Genomic DNA, 24,590 nt, shown 5'->3' with positions numbered 1-24,590 from the left:
CCGGGTAGGTGATCGGCCCCGCGAGAGGTGGGGATCGACGTGTGGGTTCCCGCTCAGCGGGGATCGATCATCTTGTATCCATTGCCCTGACCGTCGTCGTAGTACTCGGTGACCACGGTCGCGTCGATGACCTCGCCGTCGGGATCGATCACCACATTGCGGTACCCGTACGGTCCGACGGCGGTGGCGACCCGGTTCAGCCGGCGCGCCGCGAAGGCGGCCACGATCGGGCGGAGCAGGAATCGGGTGAACGGCAGCAGTGCCAGCAGGCCGAGCGCGGTGGTGAGCAGGCCCGGCACGAACATCAGGACCGCGCCCACGCCGACCAGCGCGCCGTCGGCGACGGCGGTGCTGGGTTCGAGTTCACCGCGCGCGGCGCGGCGGAATCCCTCGAACACGCGGCGGCCCTGCGAGCGCACGAGCACCAGACCCACGGCCGATCCGGCCAGCAGCAGCAGAATCGTGGGGAAGACGCCGATGAGGTGGCCGACCCCGATCAGGGTGGCGATCTCGGCGGCGAACCAGGCGAGGAACAACAGGGCGGGCATCAGGCGATCCTTTCGATCGGTCTACCCGTGACAACGCGCGAGGGCCCGATTTTTCTCCCGGGTGCGGTCCTGGTCACAGCGGTCAGGCGCCGCCGGGCCGGACCAGGCCGGTCTCGTAGGCCAGGACGACGGCCTGGACCCGGTCGCGGAGGCCTAGTTTGGTGAGGACGCGGCCGACGTGGGTCTTGACGGTGGCCTCGGAGAGGTAGAGGGCGCCCGCGATCTCGGCGTTGGAGCGGCCCGCGGCGATGTGTTCGAGGACCTCGCGTTCGCGGGCGGTGAGGAGGTCGAGGACGCCGGGGTCGCGCCCGGCGGCCGGGTCCTCGGCGATGAGGCGGTCGAGCAGGCGTTTGGTGACCTTCGGCGAGACGACGGCGTCGCCGGCGGCGACGCTGCGGATGGCGGAGATGAGGTCGTCGGGCGGGGTGTCCTTGAGCAGGAAGCCGCTGGCTCCCGCGCGCAGCGCGCCGAGGGCGTGTTCGTCGAGGTCGAAGGTGGTCATGACGAGAACGCGGCTGCCGCAGCCGGATTCGATGATGCGGGCGGTGGCGGTGACGCCGTCGGTGACGGGCATGCGGACATCCATGAGCACCACGTCGGGCACGAGTTCGGTGGCGCGGGCGATGGCGGTGGCGCCGTTGTCGGCCTCCCCCACCACGTCGATGTCGGGGTGCGCGCCGAGCACCATTCGCAATCCGGCGCGCATGAGTTCCTGGTCATCGACGACGAGCACGGTGATCGGCACGCCCCCAACCTATCCGGCGGCGGGATGCGGACGGATGGCCGGGCGGCGGCCCACCGCGGTCGGTGCAGGTGGGCGGCTCAGTCCTGGATGTCGTCGCGGTCGAGGGGGATGGTGGCGCGGACGGTCCAGCCGCCGTGCGGATTCCGGCCCGTGGTGAGGGTGCCGCCCAGCACGGCGATGCGTTCGCGCATGCCGACCAGGCCCAAGCCGCTGCCGGGGATGCGGCTGGCGAGCACGGGCAGGGCGGTGGTGGATCCGGCGGGGCAGCCGCTGTCGGCGGGTGCGGTGAGCGGGGTGCCGCCGGTGTCGGTGACCTCGAGCAGCACGTCGGTGTCGCGGCGGGTGACGCGGACTTCGGCGCGCGGGTCGGGTCCGGCGTGGCGCAGGGTGTTGGTGAGTGATTCCTGCACGATGCGGTGGATGCCGAGGCTGACCTCGGGGGTGACGGCGTCGATTTCGCCGCGCAGTTCGAGGGAGACGTCCAGGCCGGCGCTGCGCATCATGTCGGCGACCTTGGCGATGCCCGCGGTGCCGTGTTGCGGAAGTTGTTCGGGCGCATGCTCGGTGCGCAGCAGCTCGACGGTGCGGCGCAGTTCGCGCAGGGCTTCGCGGCCGGTGCCGGCGATGGTGGTGAGTGCTTGCTCGGCGGTGGCGGGGTCGTGGCGCAGGGCGTAGCGGGCGCCGTCGGCCTGCACGATGATGACGCTGACCGCGTGCGCGACCACGTCGTGCAGTTCGCGGGCGATGCGGGTGCGTTCGACGGCGACGGCGTCGTGGGCGCGGCGTTCGCGGTCGTAGTCGGCGACGGCCAGGCGGGCGGCGACCTCGGCGTCGTAGGCGTGGCGGGCGCCGACGAATTCGGCCAGGGTCCAGCACAGCGCGTAGTAGAGGGCGTTGAACAGGATGTCGGTGCCCTGGGGTTTGCCGATGGCGGCCGCGGCGACGACTCCGTCGATGAGCAGGATCGCCAGGTAGACGAGTCCTTGGCGGCGGCCGACGTACGCGACGAGGGTGTAGAGCATGATGCCCAGGCCCAGCAGCGCCGGGTGCACGGCGTGGTCGCTGACGCTCCAGTGCACCAGCGACGCGGTCATGGACAGCACCACCATGGCGGCCGCGGCGGCGCGGGTGTGGGTGCGGCGGAACACGATCGGCAGCGGCAGCAGCACGCTGAGCACGAGATAGGTGGGTTTGTACTGGCTGTTGCTCAGGGCGAGCACATCGATGACGAACAACAGCAGCGCGACCGCCGAATCGGTGATCAGCGGTTTTCCGCGCAGCCAGAGACTGAATCGGCGCACCCGTCCACCCTACGGGCCGGTTCGCTGTCGACTCCCTGACAGACCCGACGGTTTGAATCGAGGTGGCGGCGTCTGGTTGGGTCGCGGAGTGAGCATTGCGGACTGGGCGATCCTGTTGACCGCGGCGACAGCGGCAGGCTGGGTCGACGCCGTGGTCGGCGGCGGCGGGCTGATCGTGCTGCCGACGCTGTTCGTGGTGCTGCCCGGCCTGGCCCCGCAGACGGCGCTGGGCACCAACAAGATCGCGGCGTTCTCGGGCACCAGTGCGGCGGTGTTCACCTTCGCCCGCAAGGTGCCGATGCGCTGGAAGGTGCTGATCCCGGGGGCGCTCATCGCGGCCGTGGCGGCCGCGTGCGGTTCGGCGGCGGTGGCCCTCATCGACCGCGAGTACTTCATCCCGATCGTCATGGTGGTGCTGATCGGGGTGGCGGTGTTCGTGACACTGCGCCCCTCGATCGGGGTGACCATGGCCACCCATCCCCCGACCCGCCGCAAGACCATCCTGGTGGTGGCGCTGGCCGCGGGCCTGATCGGCCTCTACGACGGCATTCTCGGGCCGGGCACCGGCACGTTCCTGATCATCACCTTCGCCACCCTGCTCGGCACCGAGTTCGTGCGGGCCGCGGCCATGGCGAAGGTCGTCAACTGCGGATCCAACCTGGGTTCGCTGCTGTTCCTGGCCAGCACGGGTCACGTGCTGTGGGCGCTGGGCCTGTCCATGGCGGTGGCGAACGTGGCCGGTTCGATCGCCGGGTCCCGCATGGCCCTGGCCAAGGGCGCCGGTTTCGTCCGGGTCGTTCTGCTGGTGGTGGTCACCGCCATGGTGATCCGCCTGGGCTGGCAGCAGTTCGGCTGACCGGATTCAGACCCGAGCGAGCCGGTGCACCGAGCTCAGGGGGCGAAAGGCTTCGGGCTCCGGGCGTAGTGGAACGTCGGCGATCACCGGTAGGTGGTCGGCGGGCAGCTCCGGGGCGGGCTGGGACAGCCACGGCGCCAGCACCTTCGAGGTGGTCTCCTGGATCTTGCGTTGCAGCGCTTCGCCGTCCTCGAGGCCGGGCCGCTGGAACAGCACGGTCAGCGCCCCCGACACCGCGCCGACGACCGCGCCGACCAGGGCGGCCGCGCCGACGTCGTCGAGTTCCTCGGGGAACGCGGCGCGCAGCTGACGCGCGATCTCCTGCTGGGACGCGAGCTGGGCGTAGGCGGCCCGGCCCGACACGGCGGGCACGGTGCGCGACACCTGGGCGCGGAGGACGGCGATGCGGGCGGCCAGGTCGTCGCCGAGATGGTCGCCGGGATTGTCACCGGCGGCGCGCAGCGCGCGCAGCAGCACCTCGACGGGGCGTTCACCGGGGCGGCGGGTGGCGATGGCGCGCACGGCGGCCTGCACACGTTCGTCCGGCTCGGGGAACAATAGTTCCTCTTTGCTGGCGAAGTAGTTGAAGAACGTCCGGGTGCCGACTTCGGCGGCGGCCGCGATGTCGGCGACGGTGGCCGCCTCGTATCCTCGGCTCTCGAACTGTTCTACGGCGGCTTCGAGCAGGGCTCGGCGGGTGCGTTCCCGTTTGCGATCGCGGAGTGCGGATGGCGGCACGCGGGCAGACAGTACGGCATCCGATCGGCGATCCGCGGAATGTCAGGCCGTTGAGCGTGCCGTTTCCCGGTGTGCTCCTTCGCACTTCACGCATCGTTGCAGCGTATGCAGGTTTGCGCGGGGTGAATTTCGTTCGGGCTGCGTGGTTTCTTGAACCCCCGGCGTGTCGCCCTCTAGCGTGGTGCGGGTGAGCATCGCTACCAAGGTCATCGACGGCCAGTTCCGCGCGCTGCCGCTGTCCGCGCTCGCCGACGCCGCGTTGAGCGCGGCCCGCGCGGCCGGGGCGGAGTACGCGGACCTGCGGGTGCATCGACTCGTGCAGCAATCCATCAGGTTGCGCGACGGCCGCGTCGAATCGGTGTCCGACAGTACCGATCTCGGGTTCGCGGTGCGCGTGATCGTCGACGGCACCTGGGGGTTCGCCTCGCACGCCGATCTCACCGCCGAGACCGCCGCCCAGGTGGCGCAGCGCGCGGTGACGGTGGCGCGAACCCTGCGCGCGCTCAATCGCGAACGCGTGGAACTGGCTCCGGAGCCGCGCTACGACGACGCCGAATACGTCTCCGCCTACGACGTGGACCCCTTCGAGGTGCCGACGCCGGAGAAAGTGGCGCTGCTGCTGGACTATTCGGAGCGCCTGAGTTCCGCCGGCGGCGTGGATCACGTGACAGCGGCGGTGCTGCAGGTCAAGGAGCAGACCTTCTACGCCGACACCTTCGGCTCGCGCATCACCCAGCAGCGGGTGCGGCTGCACCCGCAGTTCGAGGCCATCACCGTCGATCCGGCGGCGGGCGTGTTCGAGACCATGCGCACCCTGGCCGCCCCGGCCGGGCGCGGCTGGGAGTACGTGACCGGCGCGGACGGACACTGGGACTGGGCGGGCGAACTCGCGCGGATGCCGGAGTGGCTGGCGGAGAAGGTGAAGGCCCCCACCGTCGAGGCGGGCCCCACCGATCTGGTCATCGACCCCAGCAATCTGTGGCTCACCATCCACGAGTCCATCGGCCACGCCACCGAGTACGACCGCGCCATCGGCTACGAATCGGCCTACGCGGGAACCTCGTTCGCCACCCCCGACCAGCTCGGCACGCTGCGCTACGGCACGCCGATCATGCACGTCACCGGTGACCGCACCCAGGAGCACGGCCTGGCCACGGTCGGCTGGGACGACGAGGGCGTGGCCGGGCAGCGCTGGGATCTGGTGCGCGACGGCGTGCTGGTCGGCTACCAGCTCGACCGGATGTTCGCGCCCAAGCTGGGCCTGGAACGCTCCAACGGCTGCTCCTACGCCGATTCCGCGCACCATGTGCCGATCCAGCGCATGGCCAATGTGTCACTGCAACCCGATCCCGAGCGCGACACCAGCACCGCCGAGCTCATCTCCCGGGTGGAGAACGGCCTCTACATCGTCGGCGACAAGTCGTGGTCGATCGATATGCAGCGCTACAACTTCCAGTTCACCGGTCAGCGCTTCTTCCGGATCCGCAACGGCGAGCTGGCCGGGCAGGTGCGCGATGTCGCCTACCAGGCCACCACCACCGACTTCTGGGGTTCGATGGAGGCCCTCGGCGGGCCCTCGACCTGGGTGCTGGGCGGGGCGTTCAACTGCGGCAAGGCGCAACCCGGTCAGGTGGCGGCGGTCTCGCACGGCTGCCCGTCGGTGCTGGTGCGCGGCATCACTATTCTCAATACCCGCGCCGAAGCCGGACAGTAGGAAAGGACCGACACGGTGAGTGTGCTCCCCGCCCCCGAGGTCGTCGAACGCGTGCTGCGGGCCTCGCGCGCCGACGAGACCATGGTGATCGTCACCGACGCGCACGAGGCGTCGCTGCGCTGGGCCGGAAACTCCATGACCACCAATGGTTCCTCGGTGGCGCGCGAGTGGGCGGTGGTCTCGGTGTTCCGGGAGGGCCCGACCGTCGCGCGGGTGGGCAGTGTGAGTTCCACCAGCGTGGATCCCGCCGAGATCGAGGCCGTGGTGCGGGCCGGCGAACAGGCCGCCCGCGACGCCGAGCCGGCGCGCGACGCCATGCCGCTGCTGGATCCCGACGCCGTCGACGCCGACACCCTGGACCGGCTGCTGGACTGGGACGGTGACCCGGCGACCACCGACATCGGCGTGTTCACCACGCTGGCAAGCGATCTCGCAGCCGGTTTCGACGGCTCCGACCGCCTGTACGGTTTCGCCCACCACCAGATGCATTCCACCTGGCTGGGCACCTCCACCGGGTTGCGGCGGCGCTGGGTGCAGCCGACGGGTTCGGTGGAGATCAATGGCAAGCGTGGTGCGGGCGCGGAGCTGGCCAGCGCGTGGGTCGGCACCGGCACCACCGATTTCGCCGATGTCGACACCCCCGGTCTGCTGGCCGAGCTGTCGCGGCGGCTGGACTGGTCCCAGCGCCGCGTCGAGCTGCCCGCGGGCCGCTACGAGACGCTGCTGCCGCCCTCGGCGGTCGCGGATCTGATGATCTACATGGCCTGGTCCATGGAGGGCCGCGGCGCGCACGAGGGCCACACCGCCTTCTCCCGCGCGGGCGGCACCCGAATCGGGGAGCGGCTCACCGGGATTCCGCTGACCCTGTCCTCGGATCCGAGCGCGGCGGGTCTGGAGTACCGGCCGTTCGTGGCGACGCCGTCGTCGTCGGAGTCGCTGTCGGTGTTCGACAACGGCCTGACCGCGCAGCGCACCGACTGGGTGCGCGAGGGCGTGATCGAGTCGCTGGTGTATCCGCGCGCCACCGCCGCCGAATTCGACGCCCCCGTCACGCTGCCCGGCGAGAACCTGCTCCTGACCGGCGGCGGCGACGCCACCCTGGCCGACATGATCGCGCGCACCGAGCGCGGTCTGCTGCTGACCTGCCTGTGGTACATCCGCGAGGTGGATCCGGCCACGCTGCTGCTCACCGGCCTCACCCGCGACGGCGTCTACCTGGTCGAGAACGGTGAGGTGACCGGGGCGGTCAACAACTTCCGCTTCAACGAGAGCCCCCTGGACCTGTTGCGGCGGGTGTCGGAGGCGGGTCGCACCGAGATCACGCTGCCGCGCGAGTGGAAGGACTGGTTCACCCGGACGGCCATGCCGCCGTTGCGGATTCCCGATTTCCACATGTCCTCGGTGAGCCAGGCGACCTGATCCGGTCGCACCGGTCCGTTTCCCGGAAGAATTCGTCGCGCGACAACGATGATTTCCGGGAGGCGGCGCCGACTTTCCAGGCAGAGACGGCGAAACACGCCGATTCGTTCCCCTGCTGAAGGAGTACGGCCATGAGCAAGGTAGTCACCGGTGCGAGCATGTCCCTCGACGGATTCATCGCGGGCCCCGGCGAAACCGGCTTCGAGCACCTGTTCGCCTGGTACCAGGGCGGCGATGTGCCGATCGCCAGCACCCACCCCGAGATCCCGTTCACCCTGACCGCCTCCGACGCCGAGTACCTGCGGGCCTGGCTCGACGGGGTCGGGGTGTACGTGGTCGGCAAGCGGCTGTTCACCCTCACCGACGGCTGGGGCGGGGTGCATCCGGCGGACAAACCGATCGTGGTGGTCACCCACACCGTGCCCGAGCAGTGGATCGCCGAGCATCCCGACGCGCCGTTCACCTTCGTGACCGGCGGGGTGAAGGAGGCCATCGATGTGGCGCGCGGCATCGCCGGGGACCGTATGGTCGGTGTCAGCGGCGGCGATGTGGCCCGGCAGTGCCTCGACGAGGGCCTGCTCGACGAGGTCTGGGTCGATCTGGTGCCGGTGCTGCTGGGCAGCGGGGTACCGCTGCTGGGTGAGCTGGCGAATGCGCCGGTGCTGCTGGAGGATCCGGAGATCGTGCCCGGCTCCCGCGTCACCCACCTGAAGTACCGCCTGCGCTGATCCGCGTGTCCGGTTTGCGCTGTCGGCGAACCGGTTGTCGCGGCGCCCCGTGCGCGCGCATCCTGGGATTACGCACTGTAATCACGTAATCGGATGGTGGTCGTCGTGGACGACGAAGCTGCCCTCTCGCCCTGGGACGAGAACCCCGACCCCGTGCCGCCGCCGGGCTTCGGCGATCCGGACCCCGCGGCCATGGACGCCTACTCGCGCACCGTGATCGCGGTCGCCGCCTCGGTGACCCCGCACGTGGCCAGCGTGCAGACCCGGCGCGGCGGCGGATCGGCGGTGGTGTTCACCGCCGACGGATTCCTGCTCACCAACGCGCACGTGGTCGGCGAGACGAGCCAGGGGACCGTGGTGTTCGCCGACGGCCTCGAATCGGCCTTCGACGTGGTGGGGGTGGATCCGCTCTCGGATCTGGCGGTGCTGCGCGCCCGCGGCGGGGCGCCCGACGCGGTGCGGCTCGGGGACGCCGACAGCCTGGTGGTCGGGCAGCTGGTGGTGGCGGTCGGTTCTCCGCTGGGGTTGGCCGGATCGGTGACGGCGGGCGTGGTGAGCGCGCTGGGCCGGTCGGTGCCGGTCGGCAATCGGCGCACCGCACGGGTCATCGAGGACGTGATCCAGACCGACGCCGCCCTCAATCCCGGCAATTCCGGTGGCGCGCTGTCGGATTCGGCGGGCCGGGTGGTGGGGATCAATACCGCGGTCGCCGGGATCGGGCTGGGTCTGGCGATTCCGATCAACGTCACCACCCGCCGCATCATCAGCACGCTGCTCACCGAGGGCCGGGTCCGGCGCGCCTATCTGGGCGTGGTCGGGGTGCCCGCTCCCCTGCCGACCGCGGTCGCCGCCCGCACCGGACAGGACGCGGGACTGCGGATCGTGGAGGTGGTGCGCGGCGGGCCCGCCGAACGGGCCGGGCTGCGGCGCGGGGATCTGGTGCTCAGCATCGCGCGCACCGAGATCCGGGACGCGCAGGGGATCCAGCGGCAGTTGTTCGCCGATGCCATCGGGCGCACGCTGCCGGTGACGGTGCTGCGCAATGGCGCGATGGTGGATGTGCTGGCGGTGCCGGTCGAGCTGACCGGCGACTGAACCGGCCGGTCACGGTCCCCGGCTAGCGGTTACGAGGCCGAGCGCTGCTCCGCGTCGCCGGGATGCCAGATCTCGGCCAGCTCGTCGAGGGGAATGTCCAGGGTGCGGCTCAACGCCACCACGGTCCCGAACGCGGGCGTGGGCAGGCGCCCCGATTCGATCTTGCGCAGGGTCTCGGGCGAAATGCCGGCGCTCGCGGCCACTTCCACCGGGTCGCGGCCGTCGCGGGCGGTGCGCAGGGCCGCGCCCAGGCGGCGTCCGGCTTCGAGCTGGGCGGGCGTGAGCGGCAGTCGGACCATACCGGTCACCCTACGGTTGGTATTTAAATACCGCAAGCCGCTATGGTCGGTATTAAAATACCGATTGATGGAGGTAGTCATGGTGGAACTCAAGAGCCCCGCCGAGATCGACAGCATGCGCGTGACCGGACAGTTCGTCGGCAGTGTGCTCGCCGAACTGCGGGAGCGGGCCCGGATCGGGGTCAATCTGCTGGAGCTGGAAGCGGTGGTCCGCGAACGCATCCGGGAGCGCGGCGCGGTCTCCTGCTACTGGGACTACTCGCCCAGCTTCGGGCGCGGCCCGTTCCGCAATACCGTCTGCCTGTCGGTGAACGACGCCGTGCTGCACGGACTTCCGTTCGACTACACGCTGCGCGACGGCGACGTGCTGACCATGGATCTGGCGGTGAGCATCGACGGCTGGGTCGCCGATTCGGCGGTCACGATCATCGTGGGCAGCCCCGATCCCGAGGACGAACGGCTGATCCGCGCCACCGAACAGGCCCTGGACGCGGCCATCGCGGTCGCCGAACCGGGCAACAGCATCGGCGACCTGTCCGCGGCCATCGCGGCGGTGGCCGGCGATCACGGCTACCGGATCAATACCGAATTCGGCGGTCACGGCCTGGGCCGCACCATGCACGAGGACCCGCACGTCCCCAATGCCGGGCGCGCCGGACGCGGTTTCCGATTGCGCCCGGGCCTGACCTTCGCGATCGAGCCGTGGTTCGCGCGCGGCACCGACCGCATCGTCACCGACCCCGACGGCTGGACCCTGCGCTCGGCCGACGGTTCGCGCACCGCGCATTCCGAGCACACCATCGCCATCACCGAGTCGGGCCCGCAGGTGCTGACCCGCGTCGGGTGACGGGTCAGGCGAGCGGCCGAAGGTCTGGCGACCCATGAGGTAGGTGGCCTCGACCCGCAAGGCGCGCAACGACTCCGGCGGCACGGCGCGCGGATTGCCCGACAGCACCACCAGATCCGCGTACTCGCCCGGTTCCAGGCTGCCGATCTCGGTGTCGAAGTGCAGCTGCCAGGCGGCGTCGAGGGTCTGCGCCTTGATCGCGGCGTCGACGCTCAGGTCGGCGCTGCCGGTGTGCTCGCTGGCGGTGGCGTATCCGGCGGCCGCCATTTGCCCGTAGGCCCAGCGCGATCGGTCGGGCATGCCGCCGCTTACGGTCGCCGACCCCCCCGACGAGCCAAGCGCCGTGGCGTGTGTCGGCTCGAACAGAAGCCCCGCCCGTCCAGACCCGGCCGGGTTCAACCCTGGAGCTGTACTGGCGCGACGGACTTCCCGAATGATCGGCATCGCGCCTTCGCGATCGGCCCGGCAGGCGCCGGCGCCGGGAGATCACCCGGTCGTCCCCCCGGCCGGTGAGCGGTCGAAACACGCTCTGGGCGATACTCGTTCGATGGGTATCGACGACCGAGCGGCAGGTGATGCGCGTGGCACCGCCGCGGTCGCGCATCAGGAGCTCACCCAGCGCCGCTTTCCCGAAGGCCAGCGCCGCATCTTCCTGGCCGCCATCGACGCCTTCGCCGAACGCGGCTTCCACGCCACCACCACACGCGACATCGCCGCCCGCGCGGGTCTGAGCCCGGCCGGACTGTACGTGCACTTCGGCTCCAAAGAGGAAGTCCTCTACCGCATCTCGCTGTCGTCGATGCGGCTGACCGAGCAGGTGGCCACCACCGCCGCCGCCGGTGCGGGCACCGTGGCCGACCGGCTCGCCGCCGTGGTGCGCGACCTGACGGTCTGGCACGCCGAGCACGCCGCCTCGGTCCGGGTGGTCCTGCACCACCTCACCGACCTCACCCCCGAGCACCGCGCCGAGGTCACCGACCTCCAACTCGCCATCCACCGCCTGGTCCGCGACCTGGTGGCCCGCGGGGTCGGCGAGGGCGTGTTCGACGTCGCCGACACCCACGCCGCGACCTTGGCGCTCATGTCGCTGTGCGTGGACACCTCCCGCTGGTACCACAGCGACTACCGCCGCACACCCGACGAGATCGGCGCGGACTACGCGGCCGTGGCCCTGCGCATAGTCGGCGCCCGGCCCGCCTGATCACTCCCCGGCGGCGGCTATCGCGTCCAGGTCTCCCTCGACCGCCGCACGATCGGCGTCGGAGAGCCCGAACCCCTCGATCTCGGCCAGTAGCTCGGCCACCCGTTCGGCTTCGCCTGCGACAGTGGCGATTTCGGCGAGCATCGCCAAGGCCCGGGCTCGGTCGACCAGCGGTGCGGTGGCGGCGTGGCGGCGCAGACCGGTTTCGAGCACCCGGACCGCGGTGGCGTCGCCGTTCTTCGAACCCCGGAAGATGCGCGTTGTCGACCACGCGGGCCAAGCCCTCGAGCTGTTTCGAGCCTCCGTATCTCGCCTCGACCAGGCGAGGTCGTGACTTCGAGCGCCGGGAGTGCCGACCGCGCCCCAGAACCGCGCCTGTATCTTCGGTGACTGGGGCAACTGGTCTGGTTAGTGCTGTGGGTGGTCGTTGCGGTCGGAGTCGATGACGTCACCGAGGCCTTGACGGCTGCCGTCGCCGGCGCGGGTGCGTCCTTTGACGCTGCGGATCACTCGGCCGACGGCTGTGCGGACCGCATCGGTGACCAAGGTCGTTGCGACGCCGACCGGGATGGAGACGGCGATCGTCACAATGTCGGAGACGCCGAATCCGTGGCCGCCTTCCTCGTTGTCGAGGGTGATCGTGATCGCGTCGAACCGGCCTTCTCCGGTCCACTGCTTGTGTTCGAACAGAGCTGTTTCCGGTCCGGGTGTTCCGTCGATCTCGAGTTCGAGTGTGATGGTCTGCCGGTCATCGGCGCCGTGCGTAGTCGTATTTGTCATGGAATTTTCTCCGCTTGTTGAGGGATTCGGCGGTGGGCAAGTGGGGTCTGCTCGCCAGTCCGAATACGTCGAGCCAGTCGGTGACGTACTCGTGGAAGCTGCCTTGCTCGTGACTGGTTCGCAGTTCTGCTTTCAGGTCGCGAAGAAGCGCGGAGCCGATGACGGCGAGGTTGCCGTCGTGTCCGGTGATGCCGGCTTGTGCGATGAGTGCCCGCAGAGCGTTCCGACGGTGTTCGAGGCTGAGTTGTTCCCAGTCGATGGGGTAGTCGTTGAGTGCGGCACCGGCGATGCGTTCCAGTTCGATAAAACCGAAGAGCCAGTCGAGTGCCATCCAAATATCCCCGGCTGTGGGGCCGAAGGCACCGCGGAACGGTTCGCCCAGTAGCAGTGTGGCGGCGAAGGCGTCGGCGTCGGCTTCTTGTTGGGGGTCGCGGCCTACGGTGTTGCCGTGCAGGACGATGTGGGCGTACTCGTGTGCGAGGATGAAGTTCAGTTGGATGCCAGTGGTGATCTGTGTCCAGTGGAATGCCTCGGGTGAGTAAGCGCGAATTACTGCCATCGAACTCGGAGACGCGTTGCGGTACAACGTGATGACGTGTTCGATGAACACACGCACGAACCGGGTGAGTTCGATGTCGATGTTGAGCTTTCTCAGGTTTTCGGTGATGCCGAACTGGGTGTTCCAGATGCAGAGATTGAATGTTCGCAGGTATTCGCGCATCAGTGCTGATACCTGGATTGTGTTGCGTGAGTGAAAACTTCGTGCGTGAAGCCGGGCCTCCGTGGTCGTTACGAGGCGGACATCGTCGATGCTGGGGTGATTGTTCCGTAGAGCGGAGGTGATCGAGGTGCGGCTGATTTCAGCCCATTTCGGCAGTGGAAGCCCGGCGCCTTGGGAGTCGGCTAGTGTGGGGCCGGTCGCACACGCGACGTCGAGGCATTGCTGGCTGAACACCAGCCATTCTTTGACATGCTTGGTCTTGGCGTGTCGATGCAGCACGATGGTCGCCCTCAATAGGTAATGGACGACTCCGACATGATACCAAGGGCTTTCGGCATCGAAGTAGGCGCTGACATCTCGGTCAGCGGTGTCGGTCAGCGCCTTCTGCAGAAAGTCCGCGTAGCCCTCACCGTCGCCAAATGCCCATTGCTGTTGATCCTTACGGCGCTTCATGTGGTCCTTCTCCCTGGGGAAGCCGGTAGGAACCTGCGGCACGTGAGCGTGAGGTCAAGACCGACTGGGCTCGCGTGGAGAGACATCCCCCGGGAGACCGTTCTGTGCTCAGGACTCTGCCCTCGCAGATTACCGGGCAAGAGCAGGGCAGCGCGGCGGTTCCCGAGGCGCACTGCGTGGCAGCCACGAGCCACCGTCAGCTGTGCATGCTCGACTCCCCGCATGCGACGAGATCGGCGCCGATTACGGGCCGTGGCCCCGCGGGTCGTCGGCGCCCGGCCCGCCTGATCACTCCCCGGCGGCGGTGATCGCGTCCAGGTCCCCGGCCACCGTCGCACGATCGGTCTCGGAGAGCCCCAGTCCCTCGATCTCGGCCAGAAGTTCGTCCACGCGCTCGGCTTCGCCTGCGACAGCGGCGATTTCGGCGAGCATCGCCAGCGCCCGGGCCCGGTCGACCAGCGGTGCGGCGGCGTGGCGGCGCAGGCCGGTTTCGAGGACGCGGACCGCGGTGGCGTCGTCGTTCTTCGAATCCCGGAAGATGCGTGCGTTGTCCAGCACCCGGGCCAGGCCGTCGAGCTGTGTCGAGCCGCCGTATTCGGGGTCGGGTTCGTCGCGCTGGATGTAGATGACGGTATTGCCGACCGGGTCCACGACCGTGAATCGGGTCTGTCCGGTGCGGAATCGGGTGATGCGCGGGGCGCCGCGCCCGGGCACCTTGCCGTAGCGGGCACGCAGCGCGGCCTTGAATTCCGCGTGCCACGGCTCGACCTCGTTCACGAGCACCAGACAGCCCACATGGGCTCCTTCCGCGGACAGATCCTTCGGTGTGGGCCCGAAATGCAGCTGGAAGCCATCGCGTTCGACGATTCCGTAGGTGTAGGGCCGGGTCATCTCGTAGGTGACGGTGTATCCCAGTGCCCGGTAGAAATCCAGCGTCTCGGGTAGCACGCCACCCCAGAGCATGGGAACCGAAACTGCCGCCATCGTGCGCCTCCTCGTGCTGTTCGGGTCGTCGGAACCCAACGTACGGATCGGGCGAGCACGCGCCTATGGCCCGACGTCGCGCCCGGTCAGCCCGCCCTGGGCAGCCCGTCCACCACGAGATCGACCGCGCCGGACAGATATTCGGGTGTCAGCGGCTGTCCGCGCAGCAGCAGCCGGAACCAGATGGCCCCGGCCAGCAGATCCATGATGGCCGCGGGATCGCAGCCGGGGTCGAGTTCGCCGCGCGCCACCGCCCGCTCGAACACCGGCTGTTCGCGGCCGAGACGTTCGGCGAAGAACGCGGACCCGACCGCCGCGAGCTGCGGCCGCCGGGGCGCGGCGGCCAGTACCGCTGTCGCCACGGGCGCGGTCGAGGGGTCGGTGAGCAGTCCGGCGATGGCCCGGGCCAGGTCAAGCAGGTCGCCGCGCAGGCTGCCGGTGTCCGGCATCGGGAAGCTCAGCAGGTCGGAGTCGGTGAGCGCCGCGGCCAGCAGCGCGTCCTTGGCGGGCCACCACCGGTAGAGCGTGGTCTTGTTCACCCCGGATCGCGCGGCCACCGCCTCCATGGTGAGGCCGTCATATCCCTTGTCCGCCAGCAGTTCCAGGGTCGCGGCGAAGATCGCCGCCGCCTGCCGCGGCGCGCCCGCGGTTCGCCGTTCCGGTGTCGTCACCCCACCAAAATACAACACAACGTTGCGTTGCGATTCGAACCATGATGAAATCGCAACGCAACGTAGCGTTGCATTCGAGTCGGGAGGACGCCATGACAACGACACCGATCCTGCTGGTGCACGGCATTCGATTGAGTTCCGCCTGCTGGGGGCAGGTCAGCGAGCACCTCGTCCCGCGGCACCCGGTGCTGGCCATCGACCTGCCCGGACACGGCAGCCGCCGCGGCGAACGATTCACCCTGCCGGGCGCGATCGAGGCCGTGCGCGCGGGGATCGATCACCTCGGCGGCGAGGCGGTGGTCGTGGGCCATTCGCTGGGCGGCCAGGTCTCGATCGCGGCCACCGCGGCCCACCCGGAGCGGGTGACAGGACTGGTCGTCGCGGGCGCGAGCGTGACTCCCAACCGGGCCCTCGCGACCCCGTTCCTGCTCATGCACCGCGCCCTGACCGCCCGCGCCGACGGCGGAAAAGCCTTCAGCGAGCAGGTCTTCGACCGGGTGCTGCCACCCCGGGTCGCCGCCGACATCGCGCGCGGCGGCATCGCGACCGAGGCCATTCCCGATGTGATGGCCGCCCTCATCACCTTCGATCCCCTGGCCGCGCTGAGCGAGTTTCCCGGTCCGGTGTGCCTGGTCAACGGCGGCCACGACCACTTCCGGATCGGCGAACAGCGCTTCCTGCGCACCGCCCCCGACGCCCGGCTGCTGGTAGTGCCGCGTTCGGGGCACTATCTCCCGCTCACCCACGGGGCGGCCTTCGCCGACCTGGTCGCCGATTTCGCCGCGTCCCGGGACCTCGTGCGCCTGGGAGCGTCCGGCGGCCAGACCGGATAGGCTGCGGGCGTGGACAACCCGTTCGGGCCTGTGGGCACCGCGAGCTACGTCAACCTGACCACCTACAAGAAGGACGGCACCGCGGTGGCGACGCCGCTGTGGGCCGCGCTCGACGGCGGCCGGCTCTACGTGTGGACGGTCACCGACAGCTGGAAGGTCAAGCGCATTCGGCGCAATCCCGACGTGACGCTGCAACCCTGCGATGTGCGCGGCAAGACGCACGGCGAGATCGTGAAGGGGCGCGCGACCGTGCTCGACGATGCGGGCAGCGACCGCGTCCGGGATCTCATCAAGCGCAAGTACGGGATCCTGGGCTGGCTGACCATCACGGGAAGCAAGCTGCGCCGCGGCAATGCGGGCACCATCGGCATCGAGATCCTTCCGGCATAAGCGCATTCACGCCACGTCGCCGAACCGACCGGTCCGGCGACGTGGTTTCGCGCTACCTGCTTCCGGATCGGTCGATCACGGCTGATCGTTCGCGATGATCGCGCCGATCAAACCGCCGACACCGCAACCGATCACGGCGCCGACCACGAAGAACCAGACACCGACTACGGCCCCGACCACACAGCCGATGAGCGCCCCGGCGACGATCGATCCGGCATTGGCCACGTTCTGCAACGCGACCACATCACCGTTGGGTGCGGCGACATCGGCCGGATTCGCCGGGCGCACCGTCAATTCGGTCGCGTCGGCGTTCACCTCGGGGACGACGGCGACGGTGCGGTCGGCGGCCTGGTAGACCAGCGGCAGCGCCGCGAGGGTCTCCCCCGAGGGCGCGATGATGTTCACCGCGCCGCCGGCGAGCTCGAAATGGCCCGAGGCCAGCGTGGTGGTGACCGCGCTGCGGTCCTGGGCCAGCGAGATGGAGTAGTCGACACCCCGGTCCGCACCGCTGATTCCCGGTGCCGCGACAGCGGGTTCGCCGTGAGCGGTCACCGTGGCCACGCACAGCGCGGCCACGGACAGCAGAGCGGTAGCGGCGATCTTGGCGATTCTCATGATGGTTCCCTACGTCGAGGGACCGATTCACCGTATGACCGAGTGAACGTCCGTACCATCATCGGACGCCGTGATCTACGACTCGGACGCACACACACGGACCGCAGTGAATCGGGGATTCCCCACTTCGAATTATTCGGTCCGGCACTATGACTCGCATATCACCGGAGGCCCCGCCGCTTCCCCGAGCCCGACGCCGGGTCCGATTCTCATACTCCTCTGACGAACCGGCGGTGGGAACCCCCCTGCACCGGGGTTGTCCGCTGCTGTCCTGCGGGCTACCCCGGTCCGGGTACGCGAAATCGCCTACTCCAGTTCGCCTTCGGTCTCCAGGTAGACCTGCCGCAGCCGGTCCAGAGTGGCGGTGTCGGGCTGCTCCCACAGCTTCCGCTCCGCCGCCTCCAGCAAACGTTCCGCGATCCCGTGCAGCGCCCACGGATTGGACTGCTCCATGAACTTGCGGTTGGTCTCGTCGAAAACGTAGGACTCGGCCAGCTTTTCGTACATCCAGTCGGCGACCACGTTAGTGGTGGCGTCGTAGCCGAACAGGTAGTCGACGGTGGCGGCCATCTCGAACGCGCCCTTGTAGCCGTGCCGGCGCATGGCCTCGATCCAGCGCGGGTTCACCACGCGCGCCCGGAACACCCGGGTGGTCTCCTCCGACAGGGTGCGGGTGCGCACCGCGTCCGGGCGGGTGCTGTCGCCGATGTAGGCCTCGGGGTTCGAGCCGGTGAACGCGCGCACCGCGGCCACCATGCCGCCGTGGTACTGGAAGTAGTCGTCGGAGTCGGCGATGTCGTGTTCGCGGGTGTCGGTGTTCTTGGCCGCCACCGCGATTCGCTTGTAGGCGGTCCGCATGTCGTCGGCGGCGGGCGCGCCATCGAGGTCGCGGCCGTAGGCGAAGCCGCCCCACGCGGTGTACACGCGGGCCAGGTCGTCGTCGGTGCGCCAGCTCTTGGAGTCGATGAGCTGCAGCAGGCCCGCACCGTAGGTGCCGGGCTTGGAGCCGAAAATGCGGGTGGTCGCGCGGCGTTCGTCGCCGTGCTCGGCGAGGTCGGCCTGGGCGTGGGCGCGCACGTAGTTCCGGTCGGCGGGCTCGTCGAGTCCGGCGGCCAGGCGCACCGCGTCGTCGAGCAGGGCCAGCACGTGCGGGAAGGCGTCGCGGAAGAAGCCGCTGATCCGCACGGTCACGTCGATGCGCGGACGGCCCAGCTCCTCGAGCTCGATGGCCTCCAGGCGGGTGACGCGGCGGCTGGCCTCATCCCACACCGGCCGCACGCCCAGCAGCGCGAACACCTCGGCGATGTCATCGCCGGAGGTGCGCATGGCCGAAGTGCCCCACACCGACAAACCCACCGACCGCGGGTACTCGCCGTGGTCGGCCAGGTAGCGGGCCAGCAGCGAATCCGCCATGGCCTGACCGGTTTCCCAGGCCAGCCGCGACGGCACCGCCTTCGGGTCGACGGAGTAGAAGTTGCGGCCCGTGGGCAGCACGTTGATCAGACCGCGCAGCGGCGAACCGCTCGGTCCGGCCGGGATGAAACCACCATTCAGCGCGTGCAGGATGCGAGCGACCTCGACACCGGTCTGCCGCAGTCGCGGCACCACCTCGGCGGCGGCGAAGCCCAGCACCCGGCGCGTCTCGTCCAGACGCGCGGCGACGTCGGTGAGGCCCGCGGCCGCGGCGAGCTCCCCGCCGAACACGCCCTCGGTCACCGCGTCGATGGACTCGGCGTCCCAGTCGACTTCCTGCATGCCCGAGACCAGTTCGCGCGCCAGCTGCTCGAAGGCGTCCACCCGGTCGCGCTTCTCGTCACCGGATTCGCTGAGCCCCAGCGCCTCTCGCAGACCCGGCACATTGACCTCGCCGCCCCACAGCTGGCGGGCGCGCAGCATGGCCAGCACCAGGTCCACCTCGGCCTCCCCCGCCGGGGCCTGGCCGAGCACGTGCAGGCCGTCGCGGATCTGCACATCCTTGATCTCGCACAGCCAGCCGTCGACATGCAGCAGCATGTCGTCGAAGATCTCTTCGTCCGGGCGTTCGGTGAGCCCGAGGTCGTGGTCCATCTTGGCCGCGCGCATGAGCGTCCAGATCTGCTGGCGGATGGCCGGCAGCTTGGCCGGGTCGAGCGCCGAGATATTGGCGTGCTCGTCGAGCAGCTGCTCGAGCCGCGAGATGTCGCCGTAGGTCTCGGCGCGCGCCATGGGCGGGATCAGGTGGTCGACCAGGGTGGCATGGGCGCGGCGCTTGGCCTGCGTGCCCTCGCCCGGGTCGTTGACCAGGAACGGGTAGATCAGCGGCAGATCGCCGAGCGCGGCATCGGTGCCACAGGAGGCGGACATGCCGAGCGTCTTGCCGGGCAGCCACTCCAGGTTGCCGTGCTTGCCCAGGTGCACCACGGCGTCGGCGGCGAAGCCCTCCGCGGCGGCCAGCCAGCGGTAGGCGGCCAGATAGTGGTGGCTCGGCGGCAGATCCGGGTCGTGGTAGATGGCGACGGGGTTCTCGCCGAAACCGCGCGGCGGCTGCACGATCAGCACCACATTGCCGAAACGCAGGGCGGCGATGACGATCTCGCCCTTCGGGTCGGCGGAGCGGTCCACGTACAACTCGCCCGGCGGCGGGCCCCACGCCTCGACGACCGCCTCGCGCAGGTCCTCGGGCAGGGTCTCGAACCAGCAGGTGTAGAGGTCCGCGCCGATGCGAATCGGGTTGCCCTCCAACTGTTCCTGGCTCAGCCAATCCGGGTCCTGCCCGCCCGCCGCGATGAGCGCGTGGATCAGGGCGTCACCGTCGGCGGCCTCCAGGCCGGGGATCTCGCCGGGCGCGCCGAGGTCGTAACCGGCCTCGCGCATCTCGCTGAGCAGCCGGATGGCGCTGGCCGGGGTGTCCAGGCCGACGGCATTGCCGATGCGGGCGTGCTTGGTCGGGTACGCCGACAGCACGATCGCGACCTTCTTGCGCTCGGCCGGAATGTGGCGCAGCCGCGCGTAGCGCACCGCGATACCCGCCACCCGGGCCGAACGCTCGGCGTCGGGCACATACGACGACAGCCCGTCCGCGTCGAACTCCTTGAACGAGAACGGGACCGTGATGATGCGGCCGTCGAACTCCGGCACCGCCACCTGGGTGGCCACGTCCAGCGGCGACAGGCCGTCGTCATTGGCCTCCCACTGCTCGCGACCGCTGGTCAGGCACAGGCCCTGCAGGATCGGCACATCCAGGTCCGCGAGCGCGCCCACGTCCCACGCCTCGTCATCGCCGCCGGCCGAGGCGGTCGCGGGTTTGGTGCCGCCCGCCGCGAGCACGGTCACCACCAGCGCGTCGGCGGTGCCGAGCGTGGCGAGCAGCTCCGGCTCCGCGGTGCGCAGCGAGGCGCAGTAGATGGGCAGTGCGCGAGCGCCCTTGGCCTCGATGGCGGTGCACAGCGCCTCGATGTAGGCGGTGTTCCCGGCCAGGTGCTGGGCGCGGTAGTAGACCACGGCCACGGTCGGCGCGTCGTCCGGGACCGGGCAGGCGTGGCGTTCCAGCTCGCCCCAGCTCGGCATCTCCACCGGCGGCTCGAACCCCTCGCCGGTGAGCAGCACCGTGTCGGACAGGAAGTTGTGCAGCTGCAGCAGGTTTCGCGGGCCGCCCGCGGCCAGGTAGTTGTGGGCGTCGGCCGCGACACCGCCCGGCACGGTCGAGCACTCCATCAGCTCGGCGTCGGGCGCGATCTCACCACCGAGGGCGACCACCGGAATTCCGCTGGCGCGCACCGTCTCGAGGCCCTCCTCCCAGGCCCGCTTACCGCCCAGCACGCGCACGATCACCACCGACACACCGTTCAGCAGGACCGGCAGATCCTCCGGCAGCAGCCGGGCCGGATTGGCCAGCCGGTAGGCGGCGCCGCTGGCGCGCGCGCTCAGCAGATCGGTGTCGGAGGTGGACAGCAACAGGATCAAGGGTCTCGGCCTTCCTAGGGTGACGCGCCCAGCACGGTTCGGCGCTCGCCGGGAAGGTCTGACTGTCACAGCGGCGCGACCGCACCGGAATTGCACCGGCTTTCTTCCGTTCGACGAGCTCGCCGATGCTATCGCGCCGCCGTCGCGGGCCCGATATCGCGCCCGCGCCGCCGCGTGCGGGCACCGATCACAGTGCGGCCAAGCCTGGCTCACACCCCTGGGGAACCGACTGGTCGGCGCGTACGCTGCCGGTATGCCACTCACTCCAGGATGGGTCAGGCGGAACCGCTTTGCTGCCTGGTCGGGATACTTTTGCGTACTGGTTGCCTTCGCAACGCTGGCCATGGCTCTCACGGCCGCCGGCTCCGGTCATTCGCAGTGGGCGATCGTCGCCGGGGTCATCTGCGCGTCGACCATCCTGTTCGGTCTCACGGTCATGAGCACCACCGTGCACCGCGACCACGCCGACCACCACAACGTCCCCAGCCTGCTCAACGACACCTGGGAAACCACGCCCGCCTTCGCCCGCCGCCGCGGGGCGCCGGCGGCCATCGAACCGCGCCGCGCGGGCTGAACCGCCCGGCGAATCGACCGATCCGGCAACCGGACTCCGGGACTCCCCCGTCCCGGAGTCTTTTCTTTGCTTTCGGTCTCCACATCGGTAATACATAGTTAGATTGCAATATCTCCAAATGTAGATAGACGTGGAGGCGAACCCGACCCCGGGTGGCGGTGCCCGGTCTCGGCATCCTCCGTACGCTGGGTGGCGTCATGACGCGAACCGATCCCGACTCCTGCCCGGGCGTGCTGCGCCTGCACGAAGCAGCCGACGGTCCCCTCGCCCGTATCCGGGTGCCCGGCGGACTCCTCTCCCCCATCCAGCTCCAGGCCCTCGCGGCCGCGGCCGCCGACCTCGGCGACGGGAACATCGAGCTCACCTCGCGCGGGAACATCCAGTTCCGGCAGGTCCACGACGCGGCCGCGCTCACCGAACGGCTCACCGAGGCGGGACTACTGCCCAGCGCCACCCACGAGCGGGTACGCAACATCATCGCTTCGCCGCTGTCGGGACGCGTCGGCGGCGGGACCGATGTGCATCCCCTGGTCCCCGCTCTCGACGAAGGACTGCGCGCACAGCCGCGCTACGCCGACCTGCCCGGCCGGGTCCTGTTCACCCTCGACGACGGCCGCGGCGATGTCAACGGCCTGGGCGGCGACATCGGCGTGCACGCGCTCGACGAGCACACCTACGCACTCCTGTTGGCGGGCAAGGACTCCGGCCTCCGCCTGCCCGCCGACGCCGCGGTCGACCTCATGCTCGCCGCCGCCGACGGCTTCCTCGACCTGCGCGACGGCCACTGGCGTCTGCACGAGATCCCCGACGGCGCGGCCCGGCTGATCGACCGCCTCCGCACCGCCCACCCCGACCTCGACGTCTCCTCCGACCTCCTGGAACCGCCCGGCCCCCAGGACATTCCGATCGGCTGGATGACCCAGTCCGACGGCCGGGTGGCCCTCGGCGCGGGCGTGCGCCTCGGCTCCCTCCCCGCCCGCACCGCCGAATTCCTCGCGGCCGTCGAATGCCCGATCATCGTCACCCCGTGGCGCAGCCTGATCCTCGCCGACCTCGACGAATGGCCCGCCGAACAGGTGGTCCGAGTCTTGGCCCCCATGGGCCTGATCTTCGACACCGCCTCCCCGTGGCTGCAGGTCAGCGCCTGCGCCGGCATGCCCGGCTGCGCCAAGTCCCTCACCGACGTCCGCGCCGACGTCGCCGAGGCCGTCGACTCCGACCGCGTCCTCCCCACGGACGCACCGGAATTCGCCCGCGAGGGTCTCGACGCCGCCGACGTCGTGGTCGCCGGCCGCCAGCACTGGTCCGGCTGCGACCGCCGCTGTGGCCGCCCGAAGGGCGCGGTCACCGACGTCATCGCCACCACCGACGGCTACCGCATCATCCCCGCCGGCTAGCCGATCCCGCCGAACCGGTGGGATCGGCGCTCGGTGCACCCCTCAGACACCGACCTCGACGATGTCGCGGATCCGGAAACGGCCGCCGGTGATCTCGATCGTCTGGCGGGCGACCAGGGCCGCGTCGTCACGGTCGTAGCGGTAGCCGATCTCGCGGGAGTCGGGGACGACGGCGAGACGAGCACGGCCGCCGAGGCATTCGGCGCGGGCGGCGGTCGCCTCGGTCAGGGCCGTGCAGGCGTCGGTGTCGTCCGTGGTGGGCGGGTGGGCCTGCTCGGCTCCCCGGATCGGGACGGTGGTGTCGGAGATCGAGCAGAGCCGGCCGGTCGGGTCGAGGGTCAGGGTGAGCTGGCCGTCGCCGCCCGCGACGGCGGGGACGCCGTCGTAGAGCTGACGGTAGTGCAGGGTGTAGTCGGCCACCGCGGCCGCGACGGTATCGCCGTCGCGGCTCGCGCCCGCGTGGAAGGTGGCCGACATTCCGGCCAGGGCGAGGTCGTGGCCGAGGTCCAGGTCTCGCAGCGCCCGGTCGGCGAGGTCGCGAATCTCCTCCGGCGTGCGGCCGTCGGCGCTGCGGTCCGGCTCGGCATAGAACGCCTGGTAGCTGCCGTCGGGATGCATGACCAGCCGGGGTTCGAATTCGGCTCGCGCACAAGACTCCTCGGTGACCGGGGACGCGGGCTCGGCGAGTACGCCACGCAACCCGTGCCGTTCACTCAGCGCGGACACCGTGTCGGCGTCAGCGTTTCGGCGGGCCAGGCGCAGTGACATCGGTTGGCGCGGAAGGGGAATGCTCAGGTCGACTTCGAGGGGGAACTGACCCGCCCAGCGCCACCAGTACCAATCGTCGGGCACCGCGCCGCCGTAGAACAGCCGCTCGTTCCAGAGCCGGTCCTGCGCCTCGCGGTCGGTGGCGCCGCAGGCCGCCGACGAAACCCGGTGGTTGTTGTGGAAGATCGACAGCGCCGCGTCCTGCCAGGCCTGACTGAACGATTTGCCGGCGTTCCATTCCTTGAAGAACCGTGTCCCCTGCTGATCGGTGTCGAAGGTGAGACTGTCGAATCCGAACAGCATCCGCGCGCCCCGGTTCGGCGTGTGCCAGGTGCGGTAGGGGCTGTGTCCGAAGTTGGTGCGCAGCGATTCGCAGCCGTGCAGGAACAGGTAGCGCAGGCGCTGGTCGCCGAATCCCATCCGGTCGGATTCGGCGTAGATGGTGTTGTCCCAGGTGCGGCCCATCGAGGTCAGGTACACGCCATTGCTCATGGTGGTGCTGTGCGCGTAGTGGTAGAAGACCCGCACCGAGTCCATGCCGAGGCTGTCCTGCCAGTTGTCGTACTCCTGGTCGTACCGCCATTCCCGGACATCGTCGTCCTTGGCGTGGAAGTTGACGCCGTTGAACTTCGCGACGTAGTCGAGGAAGCCGCTCACGCACGCGTGCGGGTAGGTCAACGTGGCGTCTTTCGGGTACACCTGCACCGACGCGCCGCCGTACATGTTGTCGGACATTGTCGAATGGTCACCGATACCGGACGCCCGGGCACGGGTACCGGACTACTCGATTCCCCCGCCGACCCGCCCCACGGCCCTCTGGCGTCCCTCGCGCTGCCCGCGGCGGCGCATTCCGGATCCACTGGACCCGGGGCTGGTGGATGTCCGAGGTCTGCCCCCCTTCAGCAGACCGCCGGCACCGACCAGCCCCGGGCGGGTCAGCCCTGCTCGGGCGCGGTTGCGTCGAGCAGCCG

Annotated in this window: 24 protein-coding genes and 1 pseudogene; 11 read left to right on the top strand and 14 right to left on the bottom strand. The window is 69.9% G+C overall.

The window, feature by feature from the left end; translation table 11 throughout:
* Positions 1-53: 53 nt before the first annotated feature.
* The 3 genes from ACFV4K_RS12115 to ACFV4K_RS12105 form a co-directional block, all read right to left on the bottom strand.
* Positions 54-548 carry an FxsA family protein gene (locus ACFV4K_RS12115; RefSeq protein ID WP_357085757.1) on the bottom strand — a complete coding sequence of 165 codons (495 nt, stop codon included), beginning with the start codon at positions 546-548 and terminating at the stop codon, positions 54-56.
* Between the two features lie 82 nt (positions 549-630).
* Positions 631-1,293 (bottom strand): response regulator, encoded by a 663-nt coding sequence (locus tag ACFV4K_RS12110; RefSeq protein WP_379274277.1) that lies wholly within the window; start codon positions 1,291-1,293, stop codon positions 631-633.
* Positions 1,294-1,370: 77 nt separating this feature from the next.
* The gene (locus ACFV4K_RS12105) at positions 1,371-2,594 is read right to left on the bottom strand and encodes a sensor histidine kinase (RefSeq protein ID WP_379274275.1); all 1,224 of its coding nucleotides are present in this window, start codon (positions 2,592-2,594) and stop codon (positions 1,371-1,373) included.
* Positions 2,595-2,682: 88 nt separating this feature from the next.
* Between ACFV4K_RS12105 and ACFV4K_RS12100 the strand changes: the two genes are divergently transcribed.
* Positions 2,683-3,450 (top strand): TSUP family transporter, encoded by a 768-nt coding sequence (locus ACFV4K_RS12100; RefSeq protein ID WP_379274273.1) that lies wholly within the window; start codon positions 2,683-2,685, stop codon positions 3,448-3,450.
* 6 nt (positions 3,451-3,456) lie between these two features.
* Here the strand turns inward: ACFV4K_RS12100 and ACFV4K_RS12095 are convergent, their stop codons facing one another.
* On the bottom strand, positions 3,457-4,188 hold the full coding sequence (locus ACFV4K_RS12095) for a TetR family transcriptional regulator (RefSeq protein ID WP_357085752.1): 732 nt from the start codon (positions 4,186-4,188) through the stop codon (positions 3,457-3,459).
* Between the two features lie 187 nt (positions 4,189-4,375).
* Between ACFV4K_RS12095 and ACFV4K_RS12090 the strand changes: the two genes are divergently transcribed.
* From ACFV4K_RS12090 to ACFV4K_RS12075, 4 genes are all read left to right on the top strand, one after another.
* Positions 4,376-5,902 carry a TldD/PmbA family protein gene (locus tag ACFV4K_RS12090; protein WP_379274270.1) on the top strand — a complete coding sequence of 509 codons (1,527 nt, stop codon included), beginning with the start codon at positions 4,376-4,378 and terminating at the stop codon, positions 5,900-5,902.
* Between the two features lie 21 nt (positions 5,903-5,923).
* Positions 5,924-7,321 (top strand): metallopeptidase TldD-related protein, encoded by a 1,398-nt coding sequence (locus tag ACFV4K_RS12085; protein ID WP_379274286.1) that lies wholly within the window; start codon positions 5,924-5,926, stop codon positions 7,319-7,321.
* 131 nt (positions 7,322-7,452) lie between these two features.
* Complete coding sequence (locus ACFV4K_RS12080; RefSeq protein WP_379274269.1) at positions 7,453-8,049, top strand: dihydrofolate reductase family protein; 597 nt, start codon at positions 7,453-7,455, stop codon at positions 8,047-8,049.
* Positions 8,050-8,241: 192 nt separating this feature from the next.
* Positions 8,242-9,144 carry a S1C family serine protease gene (locus ACFV4K_RS12075; RefSeq protein ID WP_379274284.1) on the top strand — a complete coding sequence of 301 codons (903 nt, stop codon included), beginning with the start codon at positions 8,242-8,244 and terminating at the stop codon, positions 9,142-9,144.
* A 29-nt stretch (positions 9,145-9,173) separates the two neighbouring features.
* Here ACFV4K_RS12075 and ACFV4K_RS12070 read toward each other — a convergent pair whose 3' ends face one another.
* Positions 9,174-9,443, bottom strand: a complete 270-nt coding sequence (locus ACFV4K_RS12070) for a helix-turn-helix transcriptional regulator (protein WP_357276106.1) — start codon at positions 9,441-9,443, stop codon at positions 9,174-9,176.
* 79 nt (positions 9,444-9,522) lie between these two features.
* Between ACFV4K_RS12070 and map the strand changes: the two genes are divergently transcribed.
* Entirely contained in the window at positions 9,523-10,290 is a 768-nt protein-coding gene (gene map, locus ACFV4K_RS12065; RefSeq protein WP_379274267.1) for a type I methionyl aminopeptidase, read from the top strand.
* Between the two features lie 18 nt (positions 10,291-10,308).
* On the opposite strand, the pseudogene ACFV4K_RS12060 reads toward map, so the two are convergent.
* Positions 10,309-10,506: pseudogene (locus ACFV4K_RS12060) on the bottom strand (amidohydrolase family protein); the annotation flags it as partial.
* 331 nt (positions 10,507-10,837) lie between these two features.
* On the opposite strand from ACFV4K_RS12060, the gene ACFV4K_RS12055 reads away from it, so the two are divergent.
* Complete coding sequence (locus tag ACFV4K_RS12055) at positions 10,838-11,491, top strand: TetR/AcrR family transcriptional regulator (RefSeq protein ID WP_379274265.1); 654 nt, start codon at positions 10,838-10,840, stop codon at positions 11,489-11,491.
* On the opposite strand, the gene ACFV4K_RS12050 is transcribed toward ACFV4K_RS12055, so the two are convergent.
* The 5 genes from ACFV4K_RS12050 to ACFV4K_RS12030 form a co-directional block, all read right to left on the bottom strand.
* Entirely contained in the window at positions 11,492-11,704 is a 213-nt protein-coding gene (locus tag ACFV4K_RS12050) for a hypothetical protein (protein ID WP_379274263.1), read from the bottom strand. It abuts the gene before it with no gap.
* A 195-nt stretch (positions 11,705-11,899) separates the two neighbouring features.
* Positions 11,900-12,271 (bottom strand): hypothetical protein, encoded by a 372-nt coding sequence (locus ACFV4K_RS12045; protein ID WP_379274261.1) that lies wholly within the window; start codon positions 12,269-12,271, stop codon positions 11,900-11,902.
* Entirely contained in the window at positions 12,240-13,445 is a 1,206-nt protein-coding gene (locus ACFV4K_RS12040) for a hypothetical protein (protein WP_379274259.1), read from the bottom strand. Before ACFV4K_RS12040 ends, ACFV4K_RS12045 begins: the two co-directional genes overlap by 32 nt.
* A gap of 288 nt (positions 13,446-13,733) precedes the next feature.
* Entirely contained in the window at positions 13,734-14,429 is a 696-nt protein-coding gene (locus ACFV4K_RS12035) for a glyoxalase (RefSeq protein WP_379274257.1), read from the bottom strand.
* An 86-nt stretch (positions 14,430-14,515) separates the two neighbouring features.
* Entirely contained in the window at positions 14,516-15,100 is a 585-nt protein-coding gene (locus tag ACFV4K_RS12030) for a TetR/AcrR family transcriptional regulator (RefSeq protein WP_379274256.1), read from the bottom strand.
* Between the two features lie 92 nt (positions 15,101-15,192).
* On the opposite strand from ACFV4K_RS12030, the gene ACFV4K_RS12025 reads away from it, so the two are divergent.
* The gene (locus ACFV4K_RS12025) at positions 15,193-15,933 is read left to right on the top strand and encodes an alpha/beta fold hydrolase (protein ID WP_379274254.1); all 741 of its coding nucleotides are present in this window, start codon (positions 15,193-15,195) and stop codon (positions 15,931-15,933) included.
* A 9-nt stretch (positions 15,934-15,942) separates the two neighbouring features.
* Positions 15,943-16,323, top strand: a complete 381-nt coding sequence (locus ACFV4K_RS12020; RefSeq protein ID WP_357085732.1) for a PPOX class F420-dependent oxidoreductase — start codon at positions 15,943-15,945, stop codon at positions 16,321-16,323.
* A 75-nt stretch (positions 16,324-16,398) separates the two neighbouring features.
* Here ACFV4K_RS12020 and ACFV4K_RS12015 read toward each other — a convergent pair whose 3' ends face one another.
* Positions 16,399-16,938, bottom strand: coding sequence for a hypothetical protein (locus tag ACFV4K_RS12015; protein WP_379274252.1), 540 nt, complete (start codon positions 16,936-16,938; stop codon positions 16,399-16,401).
* 306 nt (positions 16,939-17,244) lie between these two features.
* Positions 17,245-20,880 (bottom strand): cobaltochelatase subunit CobN, encoded by a 3,636-nt coding sequence (cobN, locus tag ACFV4K_RS12010; RefSeq protein ID WP_379274251.1) that lies wholly within the window; start codon positions 20,878-20,880, stop codon positions 17,245-17,247.
* A gap of 343 nt (positions 20,881-21,223) precedes the next feature.
* Between cobN and ACFV4K_RS12005 the strand changes: the two genes are divergently transcribed.
* Positions 21,224-21,454, top strand: coding sequence for a hypothetical protein (locus tag ACFV4K_RS12005; RefSeq protein ID WP_379274249.1), 231 nt, complete (start codon positions 21,224-21,226; stop codon positions 21,452-21,454).
* Positions 21,455-21,651: 197 nt separating this feature from the next.
* Entirely contained in the window at positions 21,652-22,851 is a 1,200-nt protein-coding gene (gene cobG, locus ACFV4K_RS12000; protein ID WP_379274247.1) for a precorrin-3B synthase, read from the top strand.
* Positions 22,852-22,893: 42 nt separating this feature from the next.
* On the opposite strand, the gene ACFV4K_RS11995 is transcribed toward cobG, so the two are convergent.
* Positions 22,894-24,354, bottom strand: a complete 1,461-nt coding sequence (locus ACFV4K_RS11995; RefSeq protein WP_379274246.1) for a DUF6345 domain-containing protein — start codon at positions 24,352-24,354, stop codon at positions 22,894-22,896.
* Between the last annotated feature and the right edge of the window lie 236 nt (positions 24,355-24,590).

This window comes from Nocardia sp. NPDC059764 (assembly GCF_042732555.1).
GTDB lineage: Bacteria > Actinomycetota > Actinomycetes > Mycobacteriales > Mycobacteriaceae > Nocardia.
This window is presented reverse-complemented; position numbering and strand designations above follow the sequence as displayed.